Origin of the sequence: Reyranella sp. (assembly GCF_004297265.1) — a bacterium.
Classification (GTDB): Bacteria; Pseudomonadota; Alphaproteobacteria; order Reyranellales; family Reyranellaceae; genus Reyranella.
Genome location: NZ_SCUT01000050.1, coordinates 313071 through 335922 on the forward strand (window position 1 = coordinate 313071; position 22852 = coordinate 335922).

17 protein-coding genes are annotated in these 22852 nt (G+C 66.2%); 11 read left to right on the forward strand and 6 right to left on the reverse strand.

All coding sequences use genetic code 11. The features are described from left to right. Positions 1-112: 112 nt before the first annotated feature. Together EPO41_RS23115 and EPO41_RS23120 are read left to right on the forward strand one after the other, a co-directional pair. Complete coding sequence (locus EPO41_RS23115) at positions 113-1273, forward strand: efflux RND transporter periplasmic adaptor subunit (RefSeq protein ID WP_296330374.1); 1161 nt, start codon at positions 113-115, stop codon at positions 1271-1273. A 19-nt stretch (positions 1274-1292) separates the two neighbouring features. Next, positions 1293-4478: a multidrug efflux RND transporter permease subunit gene (locus EPO41_RS23120; protein WP_296330377.1), complete on the forward strand. Its 3186-nt coding sequence runs from the start codon at positions 1293-1295 to the stop codon at positions 4476-4478. Positions 4479-4502: 24 nt separating this feature from the next. Here the strand turns inward: EPO41_RS23120 and EPO41_RS23125 are convergent, their stop codons facing one another. Further along, positions 4503-4955 carry a hypothetical protein gene (locus EPO41_RS23125; protein ID WP_296330379.1) on the reverse strand — a complete coding sequence of 151 codons (453 nt, stop codon included), beginning with the start codon at positions 4953-4955 and terminating at the stop codon, positions 4503-4505. A gap of 3 nt (positions 4956-4958) precedes the next feature. Continuing rightward, on the reverse strand, positions 4959-5465 hold the full coding sequence (locus EPO41_RS23130) for a pyridoxamine 5'-phosphate oxidase family protein (RefSeq protein ID WP_296330384.1): 507 nt from the start codon (positions 5463-5465) through the stop codon (positions 4959-4961). 93 nt (positions 5466-5558) lie between these two features. Between EPO41_RS23130 and EPO41_RS23135 the strand changes: the two genes are divergently transcribed. Next, positions 5559-6782, forward strand: coding sequence for an FAD-binding oxidoreductase (locus EPO41_RS23135; RefSeq protein WP_296330387.1), 1224 nt, complete (start codon positions 5559-5561; stop codon positions 6780-6782). A gap of 51 nt (positions 6783-6833) precedes the next feature. Here EPO41_RS23135 and EPO41_RS23140 read toward each other — a convergent pair whose 3' ends face one another. Continuing rightward, positions 6834-8204 (reverse strand): ATP-binding protein, encoded by a 1371-nt coding sequence (locus EPO41_RS23140; RefSeq protein ID WP_296330392.1) that lies wholly within the window; start codon positions 8202-8204, stop codon positions 6834-6836. Beyond that, entirely contained in the window at positions 8201-8863 is a 663-nt protein-coding gene (locus EPO41_RS23145) for a response regulator transcription factor (RefSeq protein WP_296330395.1), read from the reverse strand. Before EPO41_RS23145 ends, EPO41_RS23140 begins: the two co-directional genes overlap by 4 nt. A 175-nt stretch (positions 8864-9038) precedes the next feature. On the opposite strand from EPO41_RS23145, the gene EPO41_RS23150 reads away from it, so the two are divergent. From EPO41_RS23150 to EPO41_RS23165, 4 genes are all read left to right on the forward strand, one after another. Then, the gene (locus EPO41_RS23150; protein ID WP_296330397.1) at positions 9039-9422 is read left to right on the forward strand and encodes a PepSY domain-containing protein; all 384 of its coding nucleotides are present in this window, start codon (positions 9039-9041) and stop codon (positions 9420-9422) included. A 146-nt stretch (positions 9423-9568) separates the two neighbouring features. Next, positions 9569-10039 (forward strand): DUF2271 domain-containing protein, encoded by a 471-nt coding sequence (locus EPO41_RS23155; protein ID WP_296330399.1) that lies wholly within the window; start codon positions 9569-9571, stop codon positions 10037-10039. Positions 10040-10064: 25 nt separating this feature from the next. Next, positions 10065-12284: a PepSY domain-containing protein gene (locus tag EPO41_RS23160; protein WP_296330402.1), complete on the forward strand. Its 2220-nt coding sequence runs from the start codon at positions 10065-10067 to the stop codon at positions 12282-12284. Beyond that, positions 12274-13302 (forward strand): FAD:protein FMN transferase, encoded by a 1029-nt coding sequence (locus tag EPO41_RS23165; protein ID WP_296330405.1) that lies wholly within the window; start codon positions 12274-12276, stop codon positions 13300-13302. Before EPO41_RS23160 ends, EPO41_RS23165 begins: the two co-directional genes overlap by 11 nt. A gap of 240 nt (positions 13303-13542) precedes the next feature. Here the strand turns inward: EPO41_RS23165 and EPO41_RS23170 are convergent, their stop codons facing one another. Both EPO41_RS23170 and EPO41_RS23175 read right to left on the reverse strand, forming a co-directional pair. Then, positions 13543-13920: a response regulator gene (locus EPO41_RS23170; protein ID WP_296330408.1), complete on the reverse strand. Its 378-nt coding sequence runs from the start codon at positions 13918-13920 to the stop codon at positions 13543-13545. A 215-nt stretch (positions 13921-14135) separates the two neighbouring features. After that, on the reverse strand, positions 14136-15923 hold the full coding sequence (locus tag EPO41_RS23175; RefSeq protein ID WP_296330440.1) for an alpha/beta fold hydrolase: 1788 nt from the start codon (positions 15921-15923) through the stop codon (positions 14136-14138). A gap of 179 nt (positions 15924-16102) precedes the next feature. Between EPO41_RS23175 and EPO41_RS23180 the strand changes: the two genes are divergently transcribed. From EPO41_RS23180 to EPO41_RS23195, 4 genes are all read left to right on the forward strand, one after another. Then, positions 16103-16660, forward strand: coding sequence for a cytochrome b/b6 domain-containing protein (locus tag EPO41_RS23180; protein WP_296330411.1), 558 nt, complete (start codon positions 16103-16105; stop codon positions 16658-16660). A gap of 124 nt (positions 16661-16784) precedes the next feature. Beyond that, on the forward strand, positions 16785-19394 hold the full coding sequence (locus EPO41_RS23185) for a plasma-membrane proton-efflux P-type ATPase (protein WP_296330414.1): 2610 nt from the start codon (positions 16785-16787) through the stop codon (positions 19392-19394). Positions 19395-19408: 14 nt separating this feature from the next. Then, positions 19409-20239, forward strand: coding sequence for a polyphosphate kinase 2 family protein (locus EPO41_RS23190; protein WP_296330416.1), 831 nt, complete (start codon positions 19409-19411; stop codon positions 20237-20239). A gap of 28 nt (positions 20240-20267) precedes the next feature. Then, a complete protein-coding gene (locus EPO41_RS23195; protein ID WP_296330419.1) occupies positions 20268-21512 on the forward strand; it encodes an SLC13 family permease in 1245 nt (414 codons plus the stop codon). The last annotated feature ends 1340 nt before the right edge of the window (positions 21513-22852 follow it).

A 22852-nucleotide genomic window follows, 5' to 3' on the forward strand; every position in this document is an offset into this window, starting at 1 on the left:
CGCTAACGCTTGAACCGGCCTCGCGGGGAGCATCGTCGGAAATATGTCGAATCGTAACGATGAAGCCGTAGTTTTTGCAGTCACGAGACCGCTTCGGGTATTGGCGCCAGTCATGGCGGCCGTCACGCTGGCTGCGCTGCTGGCCGGCTGCAAGCCCGAGAACAAGTTCCAGCCGCCGCCGCCGGCCGAAGTCAGTGTCGGCGTCCCGGTCAAACAGGAAGTCGCGCCCTTCGAGGTCCTGACCGGCAACACGGTGGCCTTTGCGACCGTCGACCTCGTGGCCCGCGTCGAGGGCTTCCTCACCTCGCAGAACTACGTCGACGGGTCGGAGATGAAGAAGGGCGACCAGCTCTTCGGCATCGAGCAGACGATGTACAAGGCCAAGGTCAAGGAGGCCGAGGCCCAGCTCGACGGCGCCAAGGCCTCGCTGGCCCAGGCCGAGGCCGAGTTCACCCGCCAGGAGACCCTGCTGCGCCAGAACGTCTCGGCTCAGGCCACCTACGATCAGGCCAAGGCCAAGCGCGACAACGCCCGGGCCAATGTCGAGAATGCCGAGGGCAACCTCACGGTCGCTCAGACGAACCTGGGCTACACCACGGTCCTTGCGCCGTTCGACGGCATCGTCAGCAAGCATCTGGTCTCGGTCGGGGAGCTGGTCGGTGCGACCACAGCCACCAAGCTGGCCACGATCGTGCAGCTCGACCCGATGTACGTCACGTTCAACATGAGCGAACAGGACGTGCTGCAGGTCCGCCAGAACCTGAAGAACCGTCGCATCGACGTCGAGGAACTGAGCAAGATCCCGCTCGAGATCGGCCTGATGAACGAGGAGGGATTCCCCCACAAGGGATTCATGAACTACGTCTCTCCCGAGATCGATGCGACCACCGGCACGATCCTGGTGCGCGGCCTGTTCAGCAATCCGACGCGGGCGCTCATTCCGGGCTTCTTCGTCCGGGTGAAGGTCCCGCAGGGGCTGGGCCCTGCCGCCGCACTGCTGGTGCCCAACCGGGTGATCGCGGAGGACCAGGCGGGCAAGTATCTCCTGACGGTCGGCAAGGACAATGTCGTCGTCCAGACCCGGGTCACCACTGGCCAGCTTCTCGCCAACGGTCTGCGCGTCATCTCGACGGGGCTCCAGCCCGACGACCAGGTGGTGCTGAACCTGAACGGCGCCGCGATCCCCGGCGCCAAGGTGGTTCCCAAGGTGACGACCATCCCGGTCACGACCGACAGCGCCCCCGCGGCGCCGACTCCCGCCGCCCCGAAGTGACCGGCCGGGAAACGCAGCCATGATCTCCGCGTTCTTCATCAACCGGCCGGTCCTGGCCAACGTCCTCGCCATCATCATCGTGCTGATCGGCGGCGTGGCGCTCGCGACCCTGCCGGTCGCTCAGTATCCCAACGTCGTGCCACCCACGGTCCAGGTCACCACGACCTATCCGGGTGCCAGCGCCGCGGTCGTCGTCAACGATGTCGCCCTGCCCGTCGAGCTGCAGGTCAACGGCGTCGAGAAGATGATCTACATGCAGTCCTACAGCACGGACTCCGGCACCTACACGCTCACGGTGACGTTCGAGATCGGCACCGATCTCGATTTCGCGCAGGTGCTGGTGCAGAATCAGGTCAGTGCGGCGCTCGCCTCGCTGCCCATGCCGGTGCAGGCCCAGGGCCTCGTCGTCCAGAAGAAGTCGACGTCGATCCTGCAGATCATATCGCTGACGTCGCCCGACCAGCGTTACGACAGCCTCTATCTCAGCAACTACGCCACCATCAATCTCGTCAACGAACTCGCGCGCCTGCCCGGCGTGGGCAACGTCAACGTGCTGGGCGTCGGCCAGTATTCGATGCGCGTCTGGCTCGATCCGCAAAAGCTCTACACGTTCGGCCTCACCCCGTCGGATGTGAGCAAGGTCATCCAGCAGCAGAGCCAGGACGTGACGGCGGGCCAGGTCGGCCAGCCGCCGGCACCCAAGGGCCTGGATTTCCAGTACACGATCGACGTCGTCGGACGCCTCAGCACGCCCGAGGAGTTCGGCAACATCATCGTCAAGGCCGACCAGGGCAATGGCGGCCGCATCGTGCGGGTGCGCGACATCGGCCGTGTCGAACTCGGCGCCCAGACCTACTCCCAGACCTCGCACATCAACGGCAAGCCCAACTCGGGCCTCGCGATCTACCAGCTGCCTGACGCCAACGCGCTCGACGTCGCCAAGGCCGTGAAGGCCAAGATGGCGGAGCTGTCCAAGGCGTTCCCGCCCGGCCTGGCCTACGAAGTTCCGTTCGATACGACGCGCTTCGTGACGGCCTCGATCCACGAGGTCTTCATGACCCTGATCGAGGCCGGCATCCTGGTCCTGATCGTGATCGTGATCTTCCTGCAGGACTGGCGCGCGATGCTGGTGCCTGCGACCACGATTCCCGTCACGATCATCGGCGCCTTCGCCGCGATGGCCGCCCTGGGCTTCACCATCAACACCACGACCATGTTCGGCATCGTGCTGGCCATCGGCATCGTGGTCGACGACGCGATCGTGATCGTGGAGGGCGTCGCCCATCACATCGAACGCGGCCTGACACCCCACGACGCCTCGATCAAGGCGATGGACGAGCTGTTCGGGCCCGTCATCGGCATCACCCTGGTGCTGATGTCGGTGTTCCTGCCGGCCGCCTTCCTGCCCGGCCTGACCGGCCAGATGTTCGCGCAGTTCGCCCTGGTCATCGCGGCCACCGCACTGATCAGCGCCATCAACGCCGCCACCCTGAAGCCCACCCAGTGCGCGATGTGGCTGCGCGCTGCGACGCCGCCGGAGAAGCGAAACGTCTTCTTCCGCGGCTTCAACAAGGTCTACGGCAAGGTCGAGGACGCCTATGCGGGCCTGGTCGGCTTCATGGTCCACCGGGCCGGGCTGATGGTGCTGGTGGCACTGGTCGCGGCCGGCATCGGCGGCTGGGGCGTCGCGCGCCTGCCGACGGCCTTCATCCCCAACGAGGACCAGGGCTACCTCATGATCGGCGTGCAGCTGCCGGATGGCGCGTCGCTCGAGCGTACCGGCGCCACGCTGACCCAGGTCGCCGAGATCGCCATGGCGGCGCCGGGCGTCGAGAATGTCGTCGCGCTGGGCGGCATGTCGGTGCTCGACAGCAACTCCTCGCTGGCGAACGCCGCCGTGTCCTACGTCATCCTCAAGGATTGGGACACGCGCCTGAAGCAGCCCGGCCAGGACCTGCGTTCGATCGTGCTCGGCCTGATGGAGAAGCTGCAGGTCCTGCAGGACGGACGCGCCTTCGTCATCGTACCGCCCGCCATCCAGGGTATCGGCAATGCCGGCGGCTTCCAGATGCAGGTCGAGCAGAAGGACGGCAGCTTCGACTACACCAAGCTGCAGGCCATCACGGACACGATGATCCAGAATGCCCGCACGCAGTCGGCGCTCTCCAACCTCGTCACCTCGTTCCGCTCCGGCGCACCGCATGTCCGAATCGAGGTCGACCGCGTCAAAGCCGAGTCGCTCCGCGTCCCGGTCGGCGACGTCTTCACGACCCTGTCGAGCTACATGGGCTCGGCGTACGTCAACCGCTTCAACAAGTTCGGCCTCAGCCTGCAGGTCTACATCCAGGCGGATTCCCAGTACCGGACCCGGCCCGAGGACATCCTGAGGCTCCAGGTGAAGAACCTCGACGGCCAGATGGTGCCGATCGGCGCCATCGCCGAGCTGAAGCCGGCGCTGGGCCCGCCGCTGATCAGCCTGTACAATCTCTACCCGTCCGCCGCGATCGTGGGCTCGCCCGCGGCCGGCTTCAGCTCGGGCGAGGGCATCGAGCTGATGGACCAGATCGCCAAGGCGATCCTGCCGCCGGGCACCGGCTACGAATGGACCGGCATGGCCTACCAGGAGAACATCGTCGGCAATCAGCTGATGTACGTCTTCGCGCTGGCCATCCTGCTGGTCTATCTCTGCCTCGCCGGCCAGTACGAGAGCTGGATCGCGCCGCTCGGCGTCATCCTCGCGGTGCCGCTGGCGCTCAGCGGCCCGGCCATCGCGTTGACCTCGGTCGGCCTCGCCAACAACATCTACACCCAGATCGGCCTGATGCTGCTGATTGCGCTGGGCGCCAAGAACGCCATCCTGATCGTCGAGGTGGCGCGCGAACGGCGGGCCGAGGGGATGGAGATCATGGAATCGGCCATCGAGGCGGCCCGTACCCGCTTCCGTCCCATCCTCATGACCTCGTTCGCCTTCATCCTGGGCGTCGTGCCGCTGGTGACGGCGACCGGCGCGGGCGCGAACTCGCGCGTCTCCCTGGGCCTCTGCGTGTTCAGCGGCATGATCGCCTCGACTTGCCTGGCGGTGCTGTTCGTGCCGTCGTTCTTCACGGTGCTGCAGCGCTTCGAGGAGCGCCGCAAGGCAAAGAAGAAGCCGACGCAGACGCCCAGCGCGCCGCCGCCGGAAGGCGTGCCGGCCGCGGGCGACTGATCGACAGGACGATCCTCCGCGCCGTCAGGCGCGGGCGATCCGGATCGCATCGTCCGAACGGCGGCGGCTGCCCGATGGCGCGGGCCTTGCGTCGAAATCGCCGCGCAGGATCTTGAGGGCGACCCGTTCGATCTCGATCTCGCGCGATGTCCGCACGCCCATGCGTCTCAGGATGGGCAGAGGCGGACACCAACCCTGCACGGCGTGCTGGAAGAGGAATGCCGTCACGGCCGCGGGGACGAACAGCCAGCGGCGATTGACGGCACTCCCCAGCACAAGCCCCAGGAACGCAACCACCGACGCGTTGGTCTCCAGCACGCGCTCGATGTCCCATTCGCGGTCGAGCTCGCGCAGCCGCCGCTCGATCTGCAGGGGGTTGCCGACGCAGCGGCGCAGGCGTTCGCCGGTCGCCCGCTCGATGCGGTCGTTGACCGCCTGGACCGTGTTGTGTGGGACGCGATCGATGGTCGTTGGCATCGGTCACCCCCGCAGGCTCACCCGAGCGACCTTGTCCTTGTAGTCGGGCTTGGGGTCGACGCCGAGCAGCATCTTGATTCCCGCGACGAGGCTCGACGCATCGAGCCAGATCTCGGCCTTCTCCGGATCGAGCCTGAGAAGCGCCAGCTTCGGATCGGCCTTGCCGCCCTCGTACCAGGCCGCGACATAGCGGTTCCACAGCCGGTCGATCGTCGCCGGGTTGTTGTCCAGCGACAGCCCGCCATGAACCGTGGCGAACAGGTCGTGGCCCTTCGAGGTGAAGGTCGCAATAGCGCGATTGCCCTGCCCGGCGCCCAGCTTCTGCACGATGGCATTGTCGCGGCTGGTGAAAAACCAGATGGGTCCCCGATCACCCTCCCGCTCGCCGTCCATCTGCGCCGTCATCGGGCGCGCATGGCCGTCCTCGACGCCATCGAGGCCCAGCATCATGGTCATGTCGGACTGCAGCGCCGACCAGAACTTCTCTTCGATTTCCTTCGGGGTGGGCATCGTCGACTCCTGTCTGATGGATTGGACTGGCCGGCCAACGCACGCTCCGGAGCCCCGTTGCAACGATTCGCCCACCGATGTCGTTGGGCGCGGGTGAGTGCGACGCATCATCGAAGCCTGCGGACAGGACGCACTGTCTGGCAGGACATTCCGGTTCCCCGACCCACGACACGCCCCCTGCGACGCGATCTCGCCTGCGACGTCGTCGTCATCGGCGCCGGGATCAGCGGTGCGATGATCGCCGAGCGGCTGACGGAGGACGGGCTCGACGTCGTGATCATCGACCGCCGCGCGCCTCTCACCGGCTCGACGATGGCGTCCACCGCGTTGCTGCAATACGAGCTCGATGTTCCGTTGAGCCGCCTCTCGACGCGGATCGGCCTCATCCGCGCCGAGCGGCTGTGGCGGCGCTCCAAGCTCGCGCTGGATGCGCTCGACGAGCGACTCCATCGCCTGGGCCTCGGCGCCGACTGTGCACACCGCAGTTCGATCTACCTGCAGGGCGATGTGCTCGATGCCGAGGGATTGCGCCACGAGGCGACCGCGCGCCGGCGCGCCGGCTTCGAGGTCTCCTACCTGGACCGCGGCGAGGTCCATCGCCTCTACGGCATCAAGGGTCGCGCGGCGCTGCTCGGCCATGGCGGGCTGGCGGCCGATCCGCGCAAGCTCGCCTCGGGCTTCCTGCGGAACGCCGTCACCCGCAAGGCGCGCCTGCATGCGCCGGTGGAAGCGACCGAAATCGAGCCGCTTGCCTCCGGCGCCGTCGTTCATACCGCCGCCGGTCCGTCGCTACGCGCCCGCGCCGTCGTCTTTGCCACCGGCTACGAGATGCCCAAGGGCGTTCCGCACAAAGGACATCGCGTGACCTCGACCTGGGCATTCGCGACGCGGCCGCAACCGCGGGCCCTCTGGCGGGACGAGGTGATGATCAGCGAGGCTTCCGATCCCTATCTCTACCTGCGGGTCGGACCGCAGGGCCGCATCCTGTGCGGCGGCGAGGACGAGGCGTTCCTCGACGAAGAGAAGCGCGATGCGTTGATCCCGCAGAAGATCGCGACCCTCCAGGAAAAACTCGTGCGCCTGCTGCCACGGGCGCGCCCGGAGGCCGACTATGCCTGGACCGGAAGCTTCGGCGCCTCGCCCACCGGATCGCCGTCGATCGGTGCGGTGCCCGGCATGAAGAACTGCTTCGCCGCGCTCGGCTACGGCGGGAACGGCATCACCTTCTCGATGCTGTCGGCGCAGGTCCTGTCGGCAGCGATCGCCGGCCGCGACGATCCGGACGGCGATCTCTTCTCGTTACGCCGCAAGTTCTAGGTGGCGCCGCGGTCGTCCGCTTAATTCTTCCCGGCGCTTCGATCGGGATCGTCATCCGGCTCTCGCTCTTCCGGCAGTGAGCCCTTCCACGCCAGGAGGCGGGGCCGCGAATCTCGCCTCGAAGCCGCTTTGCCGCCCCGGCAACGGCGATGTCAGGACCAGCCGACCGCCGGTTCCGGTGGCGATGGCGTTGACGATCGTGAGGCCGAGACCGGAACCCTCGGCGGCGGTGCGCCCGCGCTCGAAAGGCTGCAGCAGGCGCAACAGCAGGTCGGGCGGAACGGGCGGCCCCTCATTAGAAACGGTCAGGACGCCGTCGCCGGACAGAGCGACGGCAACGGGCCTGTCGGGAGCGCCGTGCTTGAGACCGTTCTCGACGAGGTTGCGCAACACGATGGCGAAGGCGTCGGCATCGATGCCGGCCTGCACCGGTCCTTCGGGAACATCCAGGGTGATCCGTTCGATCATCCCGGGCTTCCGCGCCATCTCGTCGACGACCATCTTCGCGACGCTTGCGATGTCGGTCGTTTCCCCGCCCTTGAGGTGGCCGCCCTCTGCCCTCGCCAGTTGCATCAGCTTCTCCGACAGCCGCGAAAGCCGCTGCAACGCCCGCTCGATCTGCTCCGCCCGCTCCCGGGAAACGGCGTCCTTCGTTTCGACGATGAGTCGTTGTGTCTGTGCCAGGGCGGCGGCAACGGGCGTGCGCAGTTCGTGCGCCGAATTGGCGGTGAAACTGCGTTCGGCATCGAGGGCGCGGCCCAGTCTGAGAAGGAGATGGTTCACGGCGTCCGCGATCGGGCCGATCTCGGACGGCAGGCCGGCAGCGGGAATGGGTGTGAGGTCGCCACTGCCGCGCGCCTCGATTCCGGTCCGCAGGTTCCGGATCGGCGCCATCGAGACGCGAACGACGCCCCAGACGAGGAGAAAGCTGGCGGGAATCAGCAGGGCCAGCGGCCAGGCGAGACCCAGGAGAGCCTCGTTCGCGACTTCGCGCCGATGCGCGAGCGGTTCGGCCACGGCAATCGTGATCGTGCCTTGCAACGCGGCGTCGAAGTAGACCCTGTGGGTCGGCGTATCGACGAACCCCATCTTCGAGAAGGGCGGAAACACCGAATCGTCGGCGCGATGCGAGCGCAGCAGCATGCCGCCGTGCGCATCGCGTACCGCGTAGGTGAAATACTCGTCGTGCTCCCTCAGCGTCACGATACGCTGGGACTTGTCGCCCTCTTCGCGGTTCAGGACATCGAGCACGGCGAGCGGGAGAAGACGCTGGGCGGTCTCCTCGAGGGCGCTGTCGAAGACCTCGTCCATCTCGTGGCGAATTTTCTGTGCCGTCGCCACGGTGGCAACGCCCCACAAGAGCGCAACGCCAAGCCCCAGCCACAGCGAAATCCGCCACTGCAGGCTGCGCGGCACCGTCACGTGGCACGTCCCAGCCGGTAGCCGACGCCGCGTACGGTTTCGATGATGCCATGGCCGAGCTTCTTGCGCAGGCGACTGACGTGCACCTCGGTCGTGTTGCTCTCCACTTCCGCCCCGAAGGAATACAGCCTCTCCTCCAGTTGCACCTTGGACAGGATCTGGCCGGGGCGCTGCACGAAGGCCTCGAACAGCGCCCATTCGCGAGCCGTCAGGTCGATGGTCCGTCCCGCCCGGCGGATCGAGCGCGCGGCGAGGTCCATCTCGAGGTCCCCGATACGGACCAGAGGATTGGGGTTTCCCGCATAGCGCCGCGCCACGGCATTCAGCCGGGCCGACAGCTCGGAAAGGTCGAAGGGCTTGACCAGGTAGTCGTCGGCCCCGGCATTGAGCCCTTCTACGCGATCGGACAGTTGATCCATCGCGGTTAGGATGATGACCGGCGTGACATTCCCCCTGGCGCGGAGGTCGCGAAGCAGGCCAATGCCACGGCCATCGGGCAGCATCAGGTCGAGCAGAAGAAGATCGTAGGCAGCGCTGCGGATATGGTCCCGCGCCGCATCCAGCCGCGTGACCCAATCCACCGAGTGGCCCTCGGCGACGATCTGATCGCTCACGGCCGCGCCAAGAATCGTATCGTCCTCGATCAGCAGAACCCGCATGGTCCAATCCGGTCAGTTGCTCGATCCGCCCGCCGGACCTCGGATGAACTATAGGCGCCGAGCTGACATTGACCTGAAGCAAATCGGGGGGCGCCTTCAGCTTGTCGTCAGGAAGCCGGCTCAAGAGAAGGCATCGAGACCACCGGCGGGAGTACGGAACGTGAAAAGGACGGTATTGATCGCCGCCATTCTTTCGAGCGCGCTGGTGTCGTCGGCGGTGCTGGCCAGGGAGGACGACTGCAAGGTCCCCATGGCCCAGTGGCAGCCGCGCGAAGCCGTCGAACAAATGGCGAAGGCCCAGGGTTGGACGGTGCGGCGACTCAAGGTCGATGACGGCTGCTATCAAATCAGGGGAACTGATGCGGAAGGCCGCGAGATCGCAGTGAAGGTCGATCCCGGGTCGCTCGCCATCGTCCGGATGAAGCACAGGAACGGACGCGGCGATGGCGACGACGGACGGCGCAGCGCCGTTCCGGAACACCCCCTCCCGGGCACGCCGGCGCCCCCCGCCAACGAGCTCCTGAAGGGAACGACGCCCCCCAAGGCGGAGATTCAGTAGAGGACGCCTCGTTTGAATTCGGTCGTTCTGCATTCTCCAACCTGACGGCGACCTGAAGCAGAGTCCCGTCGCGCTTCAGCAATGCGTCAGTCTTTGCCTCCAGTGTGGGCTCGCCAACACGATCCGCTGGAGATGAGACGATGCGAATGAAGACACTTCTTGCCGGCCTCGCCCTGACGACCGCCCTGACCGTCCCGGGATTGGCGATGGCGCGGCCCGTCACGCTGACCACCACGCTCAAGAACTATGGCGGCAACGGCGCCTATCTCGCGCTCTACGTGACCGACGCGTCGGGAGCCTACAAGGGCACGTTGTGGGTGGCCGGCCCCAAGTCGAAGTATTACAGCCACCTGAGCGGCTGGGATCGCGCATCCCGCGGCAACGTCGCCGGGATCAACGGCATCACCGGCGCGAGCGTCGGTGCCGGCCGCACGCTGAAGGTCGCCGTCGACCTGGCCGATGCGCTGTTCGATGCCGGCTACAAGCTGCACATCGACGTCGCGGCCGAGGACATGCGCGACAGCCCGTCCGAAGTGGTCGTTCCATTGACCGCCGCCGGCGCGGGCCGACCGGTGGCGGGCCGCAGCTACATCCAGACCTTCACCTACGGCCTGTAGGCCCACGCCGCTCGGGAGGCATGTCATGCTGCGCTGGCTTCACAAGGTTCTCGCTCTCTCCGTCATCGTTCCGCTGATGGCACTCGTCGTCAGCGGCTCGGTGCTGTCGGTGATGCCCGCCCTGGACCGTGCCGGAGTGGTTTCGCCTCCTGCAGACGGCATCAGTGTCGCCGAGCTGGCCGCGCGGACCGCCGGCGCCCTGCCCGGCGTGGAGCAGATCAAGCGGCTGCCCTCGGGCAAGGTCGTTGCGTTCCATGCCGGGACCGACGGGCCGGCGGCGACCGTCGTCGATCCTTCCAGTGGCGAACCGGTTTCGACCTACGCGCCTTCGGCGTTCGAGCGCTGGATGACCAATCTTCACCGGTCCTTCTTTCTGGGCGACGGAGGGCGCATCGCCGCCGGCGCGGCCGCGCTGGCATTGCTCGTCCTGACGCTGTCCGGCCTGCAGATGACGGCCCGGCGAATGGGCGGATGGGCGCGCCTTCTCGATCGTTCGCGCGGCGGCGTCATGGAGCGGCTGCATGCCGACCTGGGCCGGCTGGCGACGCCCGGGCTCATCGTGTCGACGCTGACCGCGCTCTTCCTGTCATTGACGACGTTCGGGTTGATCCCGGACGGCCGGTCGCCGCCGCCCGCCTCGCCCACCTTCCCGACGATGGCGCCGGGCGGTCCCGCTCTGCCGCTGGCTGAGATCGATGCGCTGCGCGGTATCGATCTCAGCCAGCTTCGCGAACTGACGTTTCCCAACCCGGCCGATCCGACCGATCTCTTCCGTCTGACGACCGCTGACGGCGAGGGCTGCATCGACCCGACGAGCGGCGCGTTGCTGGCCTGGCAGGATCACACGCTTGGCCGCCAGATCCACGAATTCATCTACACGATGCATACCGGCCGGGGATTGTGGTGGGTCGGCGTGCTGCTCGGGCTGAGTGCCCTCGGTGTTCCGGCCCTCGGCGTGAGCGGCACCGTCCTGTGGTGGAGGCGGCGGCGTGCTCGCGCGCCCATCGCCGCCAACGTTCCCGCCAGGACTGCCGATACGGTCATCCTGGTCGGGAGCGAAGGAGGCAGCACCTGGGGTTTCGCCCGGACGCTGCATGCGGCCCTGACGGCCAAGGGCCACAAGGTCCACACCGTCGCGATGGGCCGCGTCGCGTCCTCCTATCCGGCGGCGCAGCGCATGTTCCTGCTGACGGCAACCCATGGCGACGGCAGGGCCCCGGCGAGCGCGGGCGCATTCCTCGAACGCCTCGACGGGATCGGGGCGCCACCGCCCTTCCCGTTCGCCGTCCTGGGCTTCGGCGATCGCCAGTTCCCACAGTTCTGCCGGTTTGCACGCGATGTGGATGCTGCATTGACGCGCAGAGGCTGGACGCCGTTGCTCCCGCTGGAGACGATCGACCGTCAGTCCCCGCAGGAATTCGCGCGCTGGGGCAAGTCCCTGTCGGCCGTCCTGGGCGAGGACCTGGTGCTGGCGCATGTGCCGGAGCGGCCGCGTACCCAGGCGCTGACGCTCGTCGAGCGCATCGACTACGGCACGGAGGTACAGGCGCCCACCTGCGTACTGCGCTTCGCCTTGCCCCGAAGCAGCACGCTCGCGCGTCTTGCCGGCCTCGGCTGGCCGCTGTTCTCGGCCGGCGACCTGCTGGCTGTCGTACCGCCGGGCGACACCCTGCCGCGTTACTATTCCCTGGCCAGCTCGACCCACGATGGCTTCGTCGAGATCTGCGTGCGCAAACATCCCGGCGGCCTCTGCTCGGGCCTGCTCCATGGCTTGCGCCCGGGCGACCTCATCGAGGCTTTCGTGAAGCCCAACCCGTCCTTCCATCCGGCGCCGGGCCGCAAGCCTGTCATCCTGATCGGCGCGGGCACGGGTATTGGGCCCCTGGCGGGATTCATTCGGGCCAATCGCGGACGACGGCCCCTGCACCTCTATTTCGGCGGGCGCGATCCGGAATCGGACTTCCTCTACCGGCGCGAGATCCAGGGGTGGCTGGACGACCGGCGGCTGACGAGCCTGTCGACCGTGTTCTCGCGCGTGAGCGGTGGCGGCTATGTGCAGGATCGCCTCCGCGCGGATGCCGAGCGCTTGCGCACCCTCATCGGCGCAGGCGCCCAGGTCCTGGTTTGCGGCGGACGCGAGATGGCTGCCGGCGTGAAGGAAACGCTGGACGAACTGCTCGTTCCCGCCGGCCTCACGCCCGCCCTTCTCAAGCGCGACGGGAGATACCTCGAAGATGTCTACTAGCCTTCGTCGCCACGCCTTGAACGGCGCAACCATGGGAACGCGGTGGTCGGCGCTCCTCCACGCCTCACCCGCGACCGACATACCCGCTCTGGACATCGCCCTGGCGAACGCCGTCGATCGCGTCGACCGCCAGATGTCCACCTGGAAGCCGGACAGCGACCTGATGCGCCTCAATGCCGCCTCTCCCGGTACCTGGGTGTCGTTGCCAGGGGAACTCATGCAGGTCCTGGCCAAAGGGCTGGAGATCGGGCGCCTGTCCGGAGGCGCGTTCGACATCGGTGTAGGGCGCCTGGTCAATGCCTGGGGCTTCGGAGGCGCCGGCACGGTGCCCGACCGGGACGCGATCCGGGCCGCCCTTCACCAACGGCTGCCGCCGACCCATACGGTGCTGGAGTTGGATGCGCCGGGCGCACGGGTTCGCAAGCACGCGCCATTCGACCTCGACCTTTCGGGTATCGCCAAGGGATTTGCCGTGGATGAGATGATGCGCACCGTGAAGGCGTTTGGCATCTCCGACGTGCTGGTCGCACTGGATGGTGAACTCGCGGCAAGCGGCACGAAGCCGGACGGAACGCCGTGGCGCATCGCCGTGGAGAAGCCGGACTACGAGCTTCGCAGTCCGCTCGGCATGATCGAGTTGCGCGATGCCGCCGTCGCCACCTCGGGCGATTACCGTCACTGGATCGAAGTCGGAGGAACGCGGCTGTCCCACACGATGGACCGATCGCGGGGCGGTCCGGTCGACAATGCTGTCGCTTCGGTTTCGGTCGTTGCGTCGAGTTGCATGGATGCCGACGCATGGTCGACCGCGCTCTTGGTGCTCGGGCCGACAGACGGCAAGGCACTTGCGGAGAGGTACGGCCTCGATGCCTTGCTGGTCGAACGACGCGACGGGAAGCTCATCCAGAGCGGAATCGGTCACGTCTTCGGGGCGACTTCGACCGGGGCATTCTCTCCGCAATCCGATTCGATTCGCTCGAGCTTCGAAACGCTCCAGCGTCCTTCCGACATACATTGAGCCATCGCGCCTCAATTGCTTCCCCATTCAAATGGGGAAGTGCCCCGTCATACGGGGCGATGGGGTCATGGGCTGAGCGAAGCTCAGCCCGGGAAGCGGCAGGACATTGCCTTGGCCATGTCCGGAAGAGCTGAAGGAGGAACGGCCAAAGGAAGCCTATGGCCCCTTCGTCGGCGATTACGCCGCCACCTCCCCATTTGAATGGGGGGGGAAGATGACTCTGCTTCGATCGGAAAGACTCTAGTCGGTGCTCTGTTCGGCCAGCATTTTCGCCAGTGCTTCGATGATCTGCTCGGGGCGGAACGGCTTGTCGAAGAACGGCTTGTCGCCATGGCGCAACGGCATCAGGGCGGTCGACCGGCCGCTGGCGAAGACATAAGGCACGCGCAACGCCTGCAATGTGTCGGCGACCGGAAATACCAGCTCGTCCTTGTGGAGGCGGATGTCGAGGATGGCGGCGTCGATCGCATGATCGGCGATCAACGCGAAGGCGCCCTCGACGCTGTTGGCCGGTCCGACCGGAGTGGCCCCCGCCGCGAAGAGGCTCGCCTTCAGATCCAGCGCAATGGCCGGATCGTTCTCCACGATGAGGATCGTGCGGCCGTCGAGAAGAGCCAAGGAACGCTACTCCAGTCAGCCTTGCGTGAACGCATCTGCATCATCCAAGTTGCACGGACCGACGCAACCTTCAAGACCAGCGCCCCGTTTGCAATCGCCTTGACACAAAGGAGATTCCCATGGGCCGTTCAATTCTGCTCTGGCTGATCGGCGTTCCGATTCCGATCATCATCCTGCTGGCGCTGTTCTGGCGCTGACGTTGCACTCGGGCAACATCACTCCTGAAGCACATAGGTGCCCGGCGCATCGCAAAGCGGCGTCAGGCCGGCGGCTGGATTGCCCATCTGCGGCGGGAGATGACCGCCCTCCGAACGCGACGTGAGCCATGCGGCGAGCGTGGGCCACCACGAGCCCTCCTGCTGCGGCGCGATGGCCAGCCAGGTATCGGGATCGACATAGCGATCCTCGGCCTTCTTGGTCATGACCTGGTGATGGCGGCCGTCGCGGCCCGGTTCCGACACGATGCCGGCATTGTGCCCGCCATTCGTCAGAACGTAGGTGACCTCGGTGTCCGCCAGTAGATGGATCTTGTAGGTCGACCGCCAGGGCGCCACGTGATCCCATGTGGTTCCGACGGCGAAGATCGGAACGCGGATGTCGGTCAGGGCGATCGGCCGGCCCTCGACCTGGTAGCGTCCCTCCGCCAGGTCGTTGCCGAGGAACAGGCCGCGCAGATATTCCGAATGCATTCGATAGGGCAGACGTGTGGAATCGGCGTTCCAGGCCATGAGGTCGCTCATCGGCTCCCGTGTTCCCATCAGGTAGCGGTGCAGGACCACGGACCAGATCAGATCGTTGGAGCGCAGCAACTGGAAGGCGCCCGCCATCTGCTTGGCATCCAGGAACCCCTGCTCCCACATCATGTCCTCGAGGAACGCGATCTGGCTGTCGTCGATGAACAGCATGAGCTCGCCGGCTTCGCTGAAATCGGTCTGCGCCGCCATCAGCACCATCGACTTGAGCCGTGAGTCACCGTCCCGTGCCATCGCGGCGGCGGCGATCGCCAGCAGCGTGCCGCCCAGGCAGTAGCCCAGCGCATGCACCTGACGCCCGGGGACGATGTTTGCAATGGCATCGAGAGCGGCCATGACACCGAGGCGACGATAGTCGTCCAGGCCCAGGTCACGGTCCTCGGCGGACGGGTTCTTCCACGAGATCATGAACACGGTGAAACCCTGCGCCGTCAGGTATCTAACCAGCGAGTTCTGCGCCGACAGGTCGAGAATGTAGTACTTCATGATCCATGCCGGCACGATCAGCACCGGCTCGGCATGGACTTGGCGGGTCGCGGGCTCGTATTGCAGCAATTCGATGAGCCGGTTGCGATAGACCACCTTGCCCGGAGTCGCCGCGACGGTGCGCCCGACCTGGTAGGCTTCGGCGGCCACCGGCTTCTTGCCGCTGACGGCTCGCTGCCAATCTTCGAACAGGTGCTGCAGTCCGGCGACGAAGTTCTGCCCGCCGGTCTCGAGGGTGCGCTGCTGGAGTTCGGGGTTCGTCGGCAGGAAATTCGACGGCGCGAAGACGTCGAGCATCTGCCGGCACGCGAACCTGACGATGTCCTCGTGATGACGCGTCACGCCGCGGACGTCGGACGTCGCATTGTGCCACCATTGCTGCTGCAGCAGGAACCCCTGGTAGAAGAGATTGAAGGGCGGGTGCTGCCAGGCCGCTCCGGCAAAGCGCCGGTCCTGGGGCAGCGGCTCGATCGCCAGGGGAGCCTTGCCGGGGCGTTGCACCTGTTGCCCGGCGAAGTCGGCGAAGCGCATCGACTTGCGCGCCATCTTGTCGATCAGCTGCAGGCGCTTGCCGGGCGCCGCCATCAGATGCGCCAGCCAGTCGAGATAGGCCGCCGCGATCGCCGCTGGCGAAAGGCCCATGGTGAACCGCGCCATCCCCGCATGGAGCGCGCGATCGGTGATATCCGACAGGGCCGTGACGACATAGGAATCGCGCTCGGCCGGCGTGGTGGCGACGGAAGCGCTTTCGTCTTTTCGCACCATCTCCATCCACCGCCTCCTGCAGTTGCGAGAGTCACTCTAACGAGCAGCGAACGACGGGCATTGAGACAAATCAAGAGCCGGCCGGTGTCGACACGGCACCCACGCTCGCGCGCATCGATCCGACCTTGACTCAAATCAATGACATCCAGCCGCATCGAAGACTCCGAAGGAGGCCCTCAATGCAATTGCGCAATTCGGCCAGCGGCTACGGCGTCGTTTCCCGGTCCCTTCATTGGATCACGGTCCTCCTTGTACTGATCGCCTGGTTGGTGGGCACGTTCGGGGACGCCGTGCCGAAAGGCGAACCCCGCGCGATCGGGCTGGCCATCCACATCGCCGCCGGGCTCGTGATCCTGATGGTGCTCGCCCTGCGCATGCCGTGGCGCGCGATCGATCCGCCGCCACTCCCCCCCGAACCCACCAGACTCGGCCCATGGGGCGATCGCGCCAGCCGGCTTGCGCACTACACGCTGTATGGGCTGCTGCTGGCGGTGCTGGTGATCGGCATCGCGGTACAGTTCGCACGCGGTGCGCCCCTGCCCTTGTTCGGCTTTGCCGAAATCACCTCGCCGTGGACCGCTGACCGCGCGTTCGCGCGCTTGATCAAGGAAGTGCACGAGGTCCTGGCCAACGCGCTGGTGATCCTCGCCGCCCTGCATGCCGCCGCAGCTCTCATCCACCATTGGGTGCTGCACGACCGCACGCTTGCGCGCATGCTCCCGGGCGGCGGGAAATGAGCCGCCGGTTCCTTGATCCAGATCATAGTCACCCCTCGCCATTCCAATAAGTAAGATCGGACGACCATTGCCGCCCGCGCTCTCGGCCGGCGATGGCGGACAGCGACAGCGGGGGGCGACCGCCATGGACACAGCCGCAACGACCGGCCAGCCCGGCAAGGACGCCGCGGCCGTGGCCGATCTCGAGAAGGTTCCCATCGAGCGCGTGCTCGCCGCCCTGGACACGGTTCCCGGGACAGGTCTGTCGGCAGCGGAGGCCGACCGTCGCCTCGGCCAGTACGGTCCCAACGCCATCGTCGAGAAGGAGAAGAGCCTCGCGGCGAAGGTCCTGGGCTGCTTCATGGGACCGATCGCCTATCTCATCGAAGCGGCGGCGGCCATTTCGGCGTTCCTCGGCCACTGGGAAGACTTCGCCATCATCGCCGCGCTGCTGCTGTTCAACGCCGCCCTCGACCTGTGGCAGGACCTGAAGGCCTCGAACGCGCTGGCGGCCCTCAGGAAGGGACTGGCGCCGATGGCCACGGCGCGACGCGACGGAACGTGGGGCCACATCGCCGCCTCGACATTGGTGCCGGGCGACATCGTGAAGATCCGCCTGGGCGAGATCGTGCCCGCCGACCTGCGCCTCGTCGGCGGTGACTACGCGGCGATCGACCAGTCCGCCCTCACCGGCGAATCGCTGCCTGTGGCCAGGAAGATCGGCGACGAAGCCTATTCGGGCAGCGTCGTGAAGCAGGGCGAGATGGAGGGCGTGGTCATCGCCACCGGCTCCCACACCTTCTTCGGCCGCACCGCCAAGCTGGTGGCCGGCGCCGGCGCGGCGAGCCACGCGCAGAAGGCCATGTTCCAGATCGGCAACTTCCTGATCGTGCTGGCGCTGGTGCTGGCCGCCGTGATGGTCGCCTTTCGCGTCTATCACGACATCGTCGTGGTCGACTCCTGGAGCACCGGCGATGCGCTCCGCATCCTGCAGTTCGTGCTCGTCCTGCTGGTGGCCTCCATCCCGGTCGCGATGCCCGCGGTCTTCTCCGTCACCATGGCCCTGGGGGCGCTCGCGCTGTCGCGCCAGAAGGCGATCGTGTCGCGGCTGGAGGCGATCGAGGAGATGGCCGGGGTGGACATCCTCTGCTCCGACAAGACCGGCACGCTCACCAAGAACCAGCTCAAGCTCGGCGACCCGATCCTGTTCGCCGCGCGGGACGGGCAGGAGGTCGTGCTCGCCGGCGCGCTGGCCTCGAAGGCCGAGGACCGCGACGCCATCGACACGGCCGTGATCGAGGCACTGGCGGATCCGGGGTCCCTGAAGGCCTGGAAGCAGACCGGCTTCACGCCCTTCGATCCCGTGACCAAGCGCACCTCGGCGCAGGCGACGGCGCCCGATGGACGCGAGATCGTCGTCTCCAAGGGAGCGCCGCAGGTGATCGCCGATCTCGTCAAGGCCGACGAAAAGGCCGTCGCAACCGTGCACGAGACGGTCGAGGCGCTGGGCGCGCGGGGCTACCGTGCGCTGGGCGTGGCCCGCTCGGACGACGCCGGGGCGACTTGGCAGCTGCTCGGCATCCTGCCGATGTTCGATCCGCCGCGCGACGATTCGAAGACGACCATCGACCTCGCGCGCGCCAAGGGCGTGACCGTCAAGATGATCACCGGCGACGATACCGCGATCGCCCGCGAGACCGCGCGGCAGCTCGGGCTCGGCACCAACATCATCGCCGCGGCCGACGCCTTCCCGAAGGACATGGACCCCAACAACGTGCCGCCGCACATCGTCGATGCGATCGAGGCGGCGGACGGGTTCGCGAGGGTCTTCCCGGAGCACAAGTACGCCATCGTCAAGGCCCTGCAGGGCCGCGGCCACCTGGTGGCGATGACCGGCGACGGCGTGAACGACGCGCCGGCCCTGAAGCAGGCCGACTGCGGCACCGCGGTCTCCGGCGCCACCGACGCCGCCCGCGGTGCGGCCGCGCTGATCCTGACCTCGCCGGGTCTTTCGGTGATCAACAGCGCCATCGACGAGGCGCGTCGCATCTTCGGCCGCATCACCAGCTACACGATCTACCGCGTCGCGCTCACCATGACGATCATGTTCCTGGTGGTGCTGTCGTCCATCACGCTGGGCTTCCAGCCGCTGACGGCCGTCATGATCGTCATCATGTCGCTGCTCGACGATATTCCGATCATGACCATCGCCTACGACAACACGCCGGTGTCCGAGCGTCCGATCCGGTGGCGGATGACGCGCCTGCTTTCGGTGTCTGCGGTGCTAGGCCTGTTCTCCGTGGCCCAGGCCTTCGGCCTGCTGCTGATCGGCATGGAGGTGCTGTCCAACCCGGCATGGAACGCCTGGTTCGCACTCGACGACCGCGCCCATCTGCAGACCGCGGTGTTCCTGCAGCTCGTGGTCGGCGGGCATCTCCTGCTGTTCGTCACCCGCACGGAACGCTGGTTCTTCCTGCCGCCCTTCCCGGCGGCGCCGCTGTTCGCGGCCATTGCGGCCACGCAGGTCGTGGCCGCCCTGATGTGCGGCTTCGGCTGGCTGGTGCCGGCGATCTCCTGGGGGACGATCGCGGCGGTATGGGCCTACAATCTCACCTGGATGGTCGTGCTCGGTGCCGTGCGCCTCGCGACGGAGCGGACGATCGACAATCGCACGGCGGGGCGCCTGCGCAGTGCGTCGATCGTGACGCAATCGCTGCAGAGCCACGTGCCCCTGCGCCCGAAACCCATGAGTTGAAAGGGAGAGCCGCGATGAACTACGCACGCGAGCTGATCGTGGCGCCGGGACACAAGGTCAAACTCAAGGACATCGATCCCGGCTTCCACGGCAGGCACGAATCCAGCGATGCGGCGGCGCCGGAGACCGCCGCCTATCTCGAGAAGCTCGGGAGGCTGCAATACACGCTCTATGCCGAGCGCGCCCATTCCCTGCTCATCGTGCTTCAGGGCATCGATGCTGCGGGCAAGGATGGGGTATGCCGGCACGTCATCGGCGCCATGAACCCCCAAGGCTGCGCCGTCACGGGCTTCAAGCAGCCCACGGCCGAGGAACGCGGCCACGACTTCCTGTGGCGCGTCCACCGGCATGCGCCGGAACTCGGCCAGGTGGCGATCTTCAACCGCTCGCACTACGAGGACGTGCTGGTGGTGCGCGTGCACGACCTCGCACCGAAGGAGACATGGTCTCTCCGCTACGACCACATCAACGCCTTCGAGAAGCTGCTGGCCGACAGCGGCACGACGATCCTGAAGTTCTTCCTCTGGATATCGAAGGAAGAGCAGCTCGAACGCTTCAAGCAGCGGCTGGACGATCCGGCGCGCCGCTGGAAGATCAGCGACAGCGACTACAAGGAACGCGAATACTGGGACGACTACGTCAAGGCCTATGAGGATATGCTGGAGCGCTGCTCGACGGACAGGGCGCCGTGGTACGTCATCCCGTCAAACCACAAGTGGTTCCGCAATCTCGCGGTCTCGCAGATCATCTGCGAGGCAATGGAAGGGATGAAACTGCAGATGCCGAAGCCCACCGTCGACCTCGACCAGATCCGCAAGGCCTACCACAAGGCATCGAAGGAATGAGAGCCGACCTGAACGAACCGCCGGCAACATGGCCCTGACCGTCGCGATCTTCCTCGCGACCTACGTCGCGATGGCGCTGGGGCGACTCCCGGGCTTTCGCGTCGACCGCACGGGCGCGGCCCTGCTCGGCGCCATCGCGATGCTGGTGTTCGGGAAGATCGGCGTGGACGCCGCCTGGGCGTCGGTCAGCTTTCCGACCATGGCGCTGCTGTTCGGCCTGATGATCGTGTCAGGCGCATTCTCCGTCTCCGGCTTCTATGGCTGGCTCGCCGCCCGCGCCACCGCGCTCGAGGTCGGGCCGGCGAAGCTGCTCGCCGTGATGATCGCCACCTCGGGCGTGCTGTCCTCGATCCTGACCAACGACGTCGTCGTGGTCGCCATGGTCCCGCTGCTGGTGCAGCTCTGCCTGGCACGCGGCCTCAACACCACGCCTTTCCTGCTCGGCTTCGCATTCGCAGCCAATGCGGGATCGGCCGGCACCATCATCGGCAGCCCGCAGAACATGATCATCGCCCAGGGGCTGGACCTCAGCTTCATCGGGCTGATGCGCGCGGCCCTGCTGCCGTCGCTCCTGTCGCTGGTCGCGATCTGGGGCGTGCTCGTGGCGCTGTACCGCGGACGCTGGACGCTCGCGCAGGCCGCTGCCGCGCCTGTCGCCGCTCAGCCGCCGCAGGTGCCCACAGAGCCGCCGCTCGACCGGATCGAGATCGCCAAGGCCGCCATCGTGACCGCGCTGGTCGTGGCCGCCTTCTGCCTGACCGACTGGCCGCGCGAGCTGATCGCGCTCGCCGCCGGTGCGGTCCTGCTGCTGAACCGCCGCATCGCCTCGGCCGACGTCATGAAGCATGTCGACGGCGACCTGTTCATCCTTCTGGGCGGGCTGTTCGTGGTCAATGCCGCGTTCGCCGGCACCGGCATTCCGCAGCGGATGATCGCCGACCTCACGCAATGGGGTCTCGACCTCAGGCACCCGGTGGCCCTGCTGGTCGGGAGCGGGGTGGTGAGCGACATCGTCGGCAACAATCCCGCGGTCCTGCTCCTCATGCCCTACATCCAGGGCGGCAACCCCGAGCAGACCGGTGCCGCGATGGCGCTGGGCACCGCGCTGGCGAGCAACGTCGTGGTGTTCGGCAGCCTGGCGGGGATCATCGTCGTGGAGCAGGCGGCCAAGCGCGGCGCGCCGGTCTCCCTGGCGGAGTTCTCCCGCGCCGGCGTGCCGGTGTCGCTGATCAGCATGCTGATCGCGGCAGGCTGGCTGCTTCTCCTTGCCTGACATGGAGATACGAGAGGATGGCGTCCCCGAGAGGATTGGAAGTGGGTATCTTTTCTACCCCGCGCTCCGGCCTTTTGGTGATCTGGACGCGTCGTTTTCAGAGATTCCGCTATTTCGAAGAGTTTGGAGGCGGGATTGGAGGATGCGGTTGCAATATCCAAGGTGCTTGTGAAACCCAATTTGGGGCATCGGCATCTTTTCGCCTACGGGTTTTTTCTGAACGAACGAATTGTTCGTTCATTCTGCCCAAACGCCAGTTTTGTCGGCATCGCCTACTATGATAATCGACGCTTTGCCGTCGATGCACAAGGATGCCTCACGCTGCGGCCCAGAGCCGGGCACCGGACGTATGGTGTCATTTGGCAGGTACCTGACGTTAGCGTGTATGCGCTAGACTTACGCCTATCGGTCCCGCGCCTCTATGATCGTATTGGTGCGTTTGCCCGCACGTTGCAGGGCCAGCTCTGCATTTCAGAGTTCTTGGCAACTAGGGACCAGGGAACAGGATATCTTGAGAAGCGGGCGCTCGAGTTCATCTTGCGAGCCGCCGGCCGCTGGGAGTTCCCGTCCGATTATCTATGCGAAATCGAGTCTTGGGGTGGCGACGCTCAACTCCGGCGGGCGCACTAATGAACACCCCCTGGAGCGCACCCAAGTTTTCCCCGGCTATCGTCATTTCGCCCTATCAGTGGGTCAAGCTGGCGGTGTCCAAATACAATCCCACTCATGTGATCTCAATCTTAGGCAGCACCGATCGCCTGCCATGGCCTCTCTTGGAAGATCCGAAGGTGTTGCGGCTCAGCTTCGATGACACCTACCTGTCAACAAGGTATGCAGCCGGCCCTACTCCACAGCAAATTCGATCTCTAATCGATTTCGCCAAGGAGTGGGGTGGCCATAGCTCCATGCTGATTCATTGCCGCGCAGGCGCATCCCGCTCACCATCGGCAGCGCTCATTGCAGCTGCTGCAATTGGTAGACGAGACCTGTTTGCACGTCTTCTAGACGCAAAGACTTACTTTCGTCCGAATCGTCGTATGCTGGAGTTGGCAAGTAACATACTCGCAGATGACGAGCTTCGGTTGCTTAGGCCTACCGATCACACTGGAACGCCGTCCAGCAAATGGGGAGTAGCGACTATCCAACTACAGGGTACTGACACGTAGGCGAGACCATTAGCGCATAGCCTGCCCCCAGCCAGCAAGCAGGTGTGCCTTGCGACAAAGCAGGTAGATTTGGTCGAGACACTTTGGTCTCAGATTCGCAATCGCCATCGTGGCCCGGACCGCAGCAAATCGGTAGCAGATACTAGGTCGCATACTCGCAAGCGATCCCCCCCC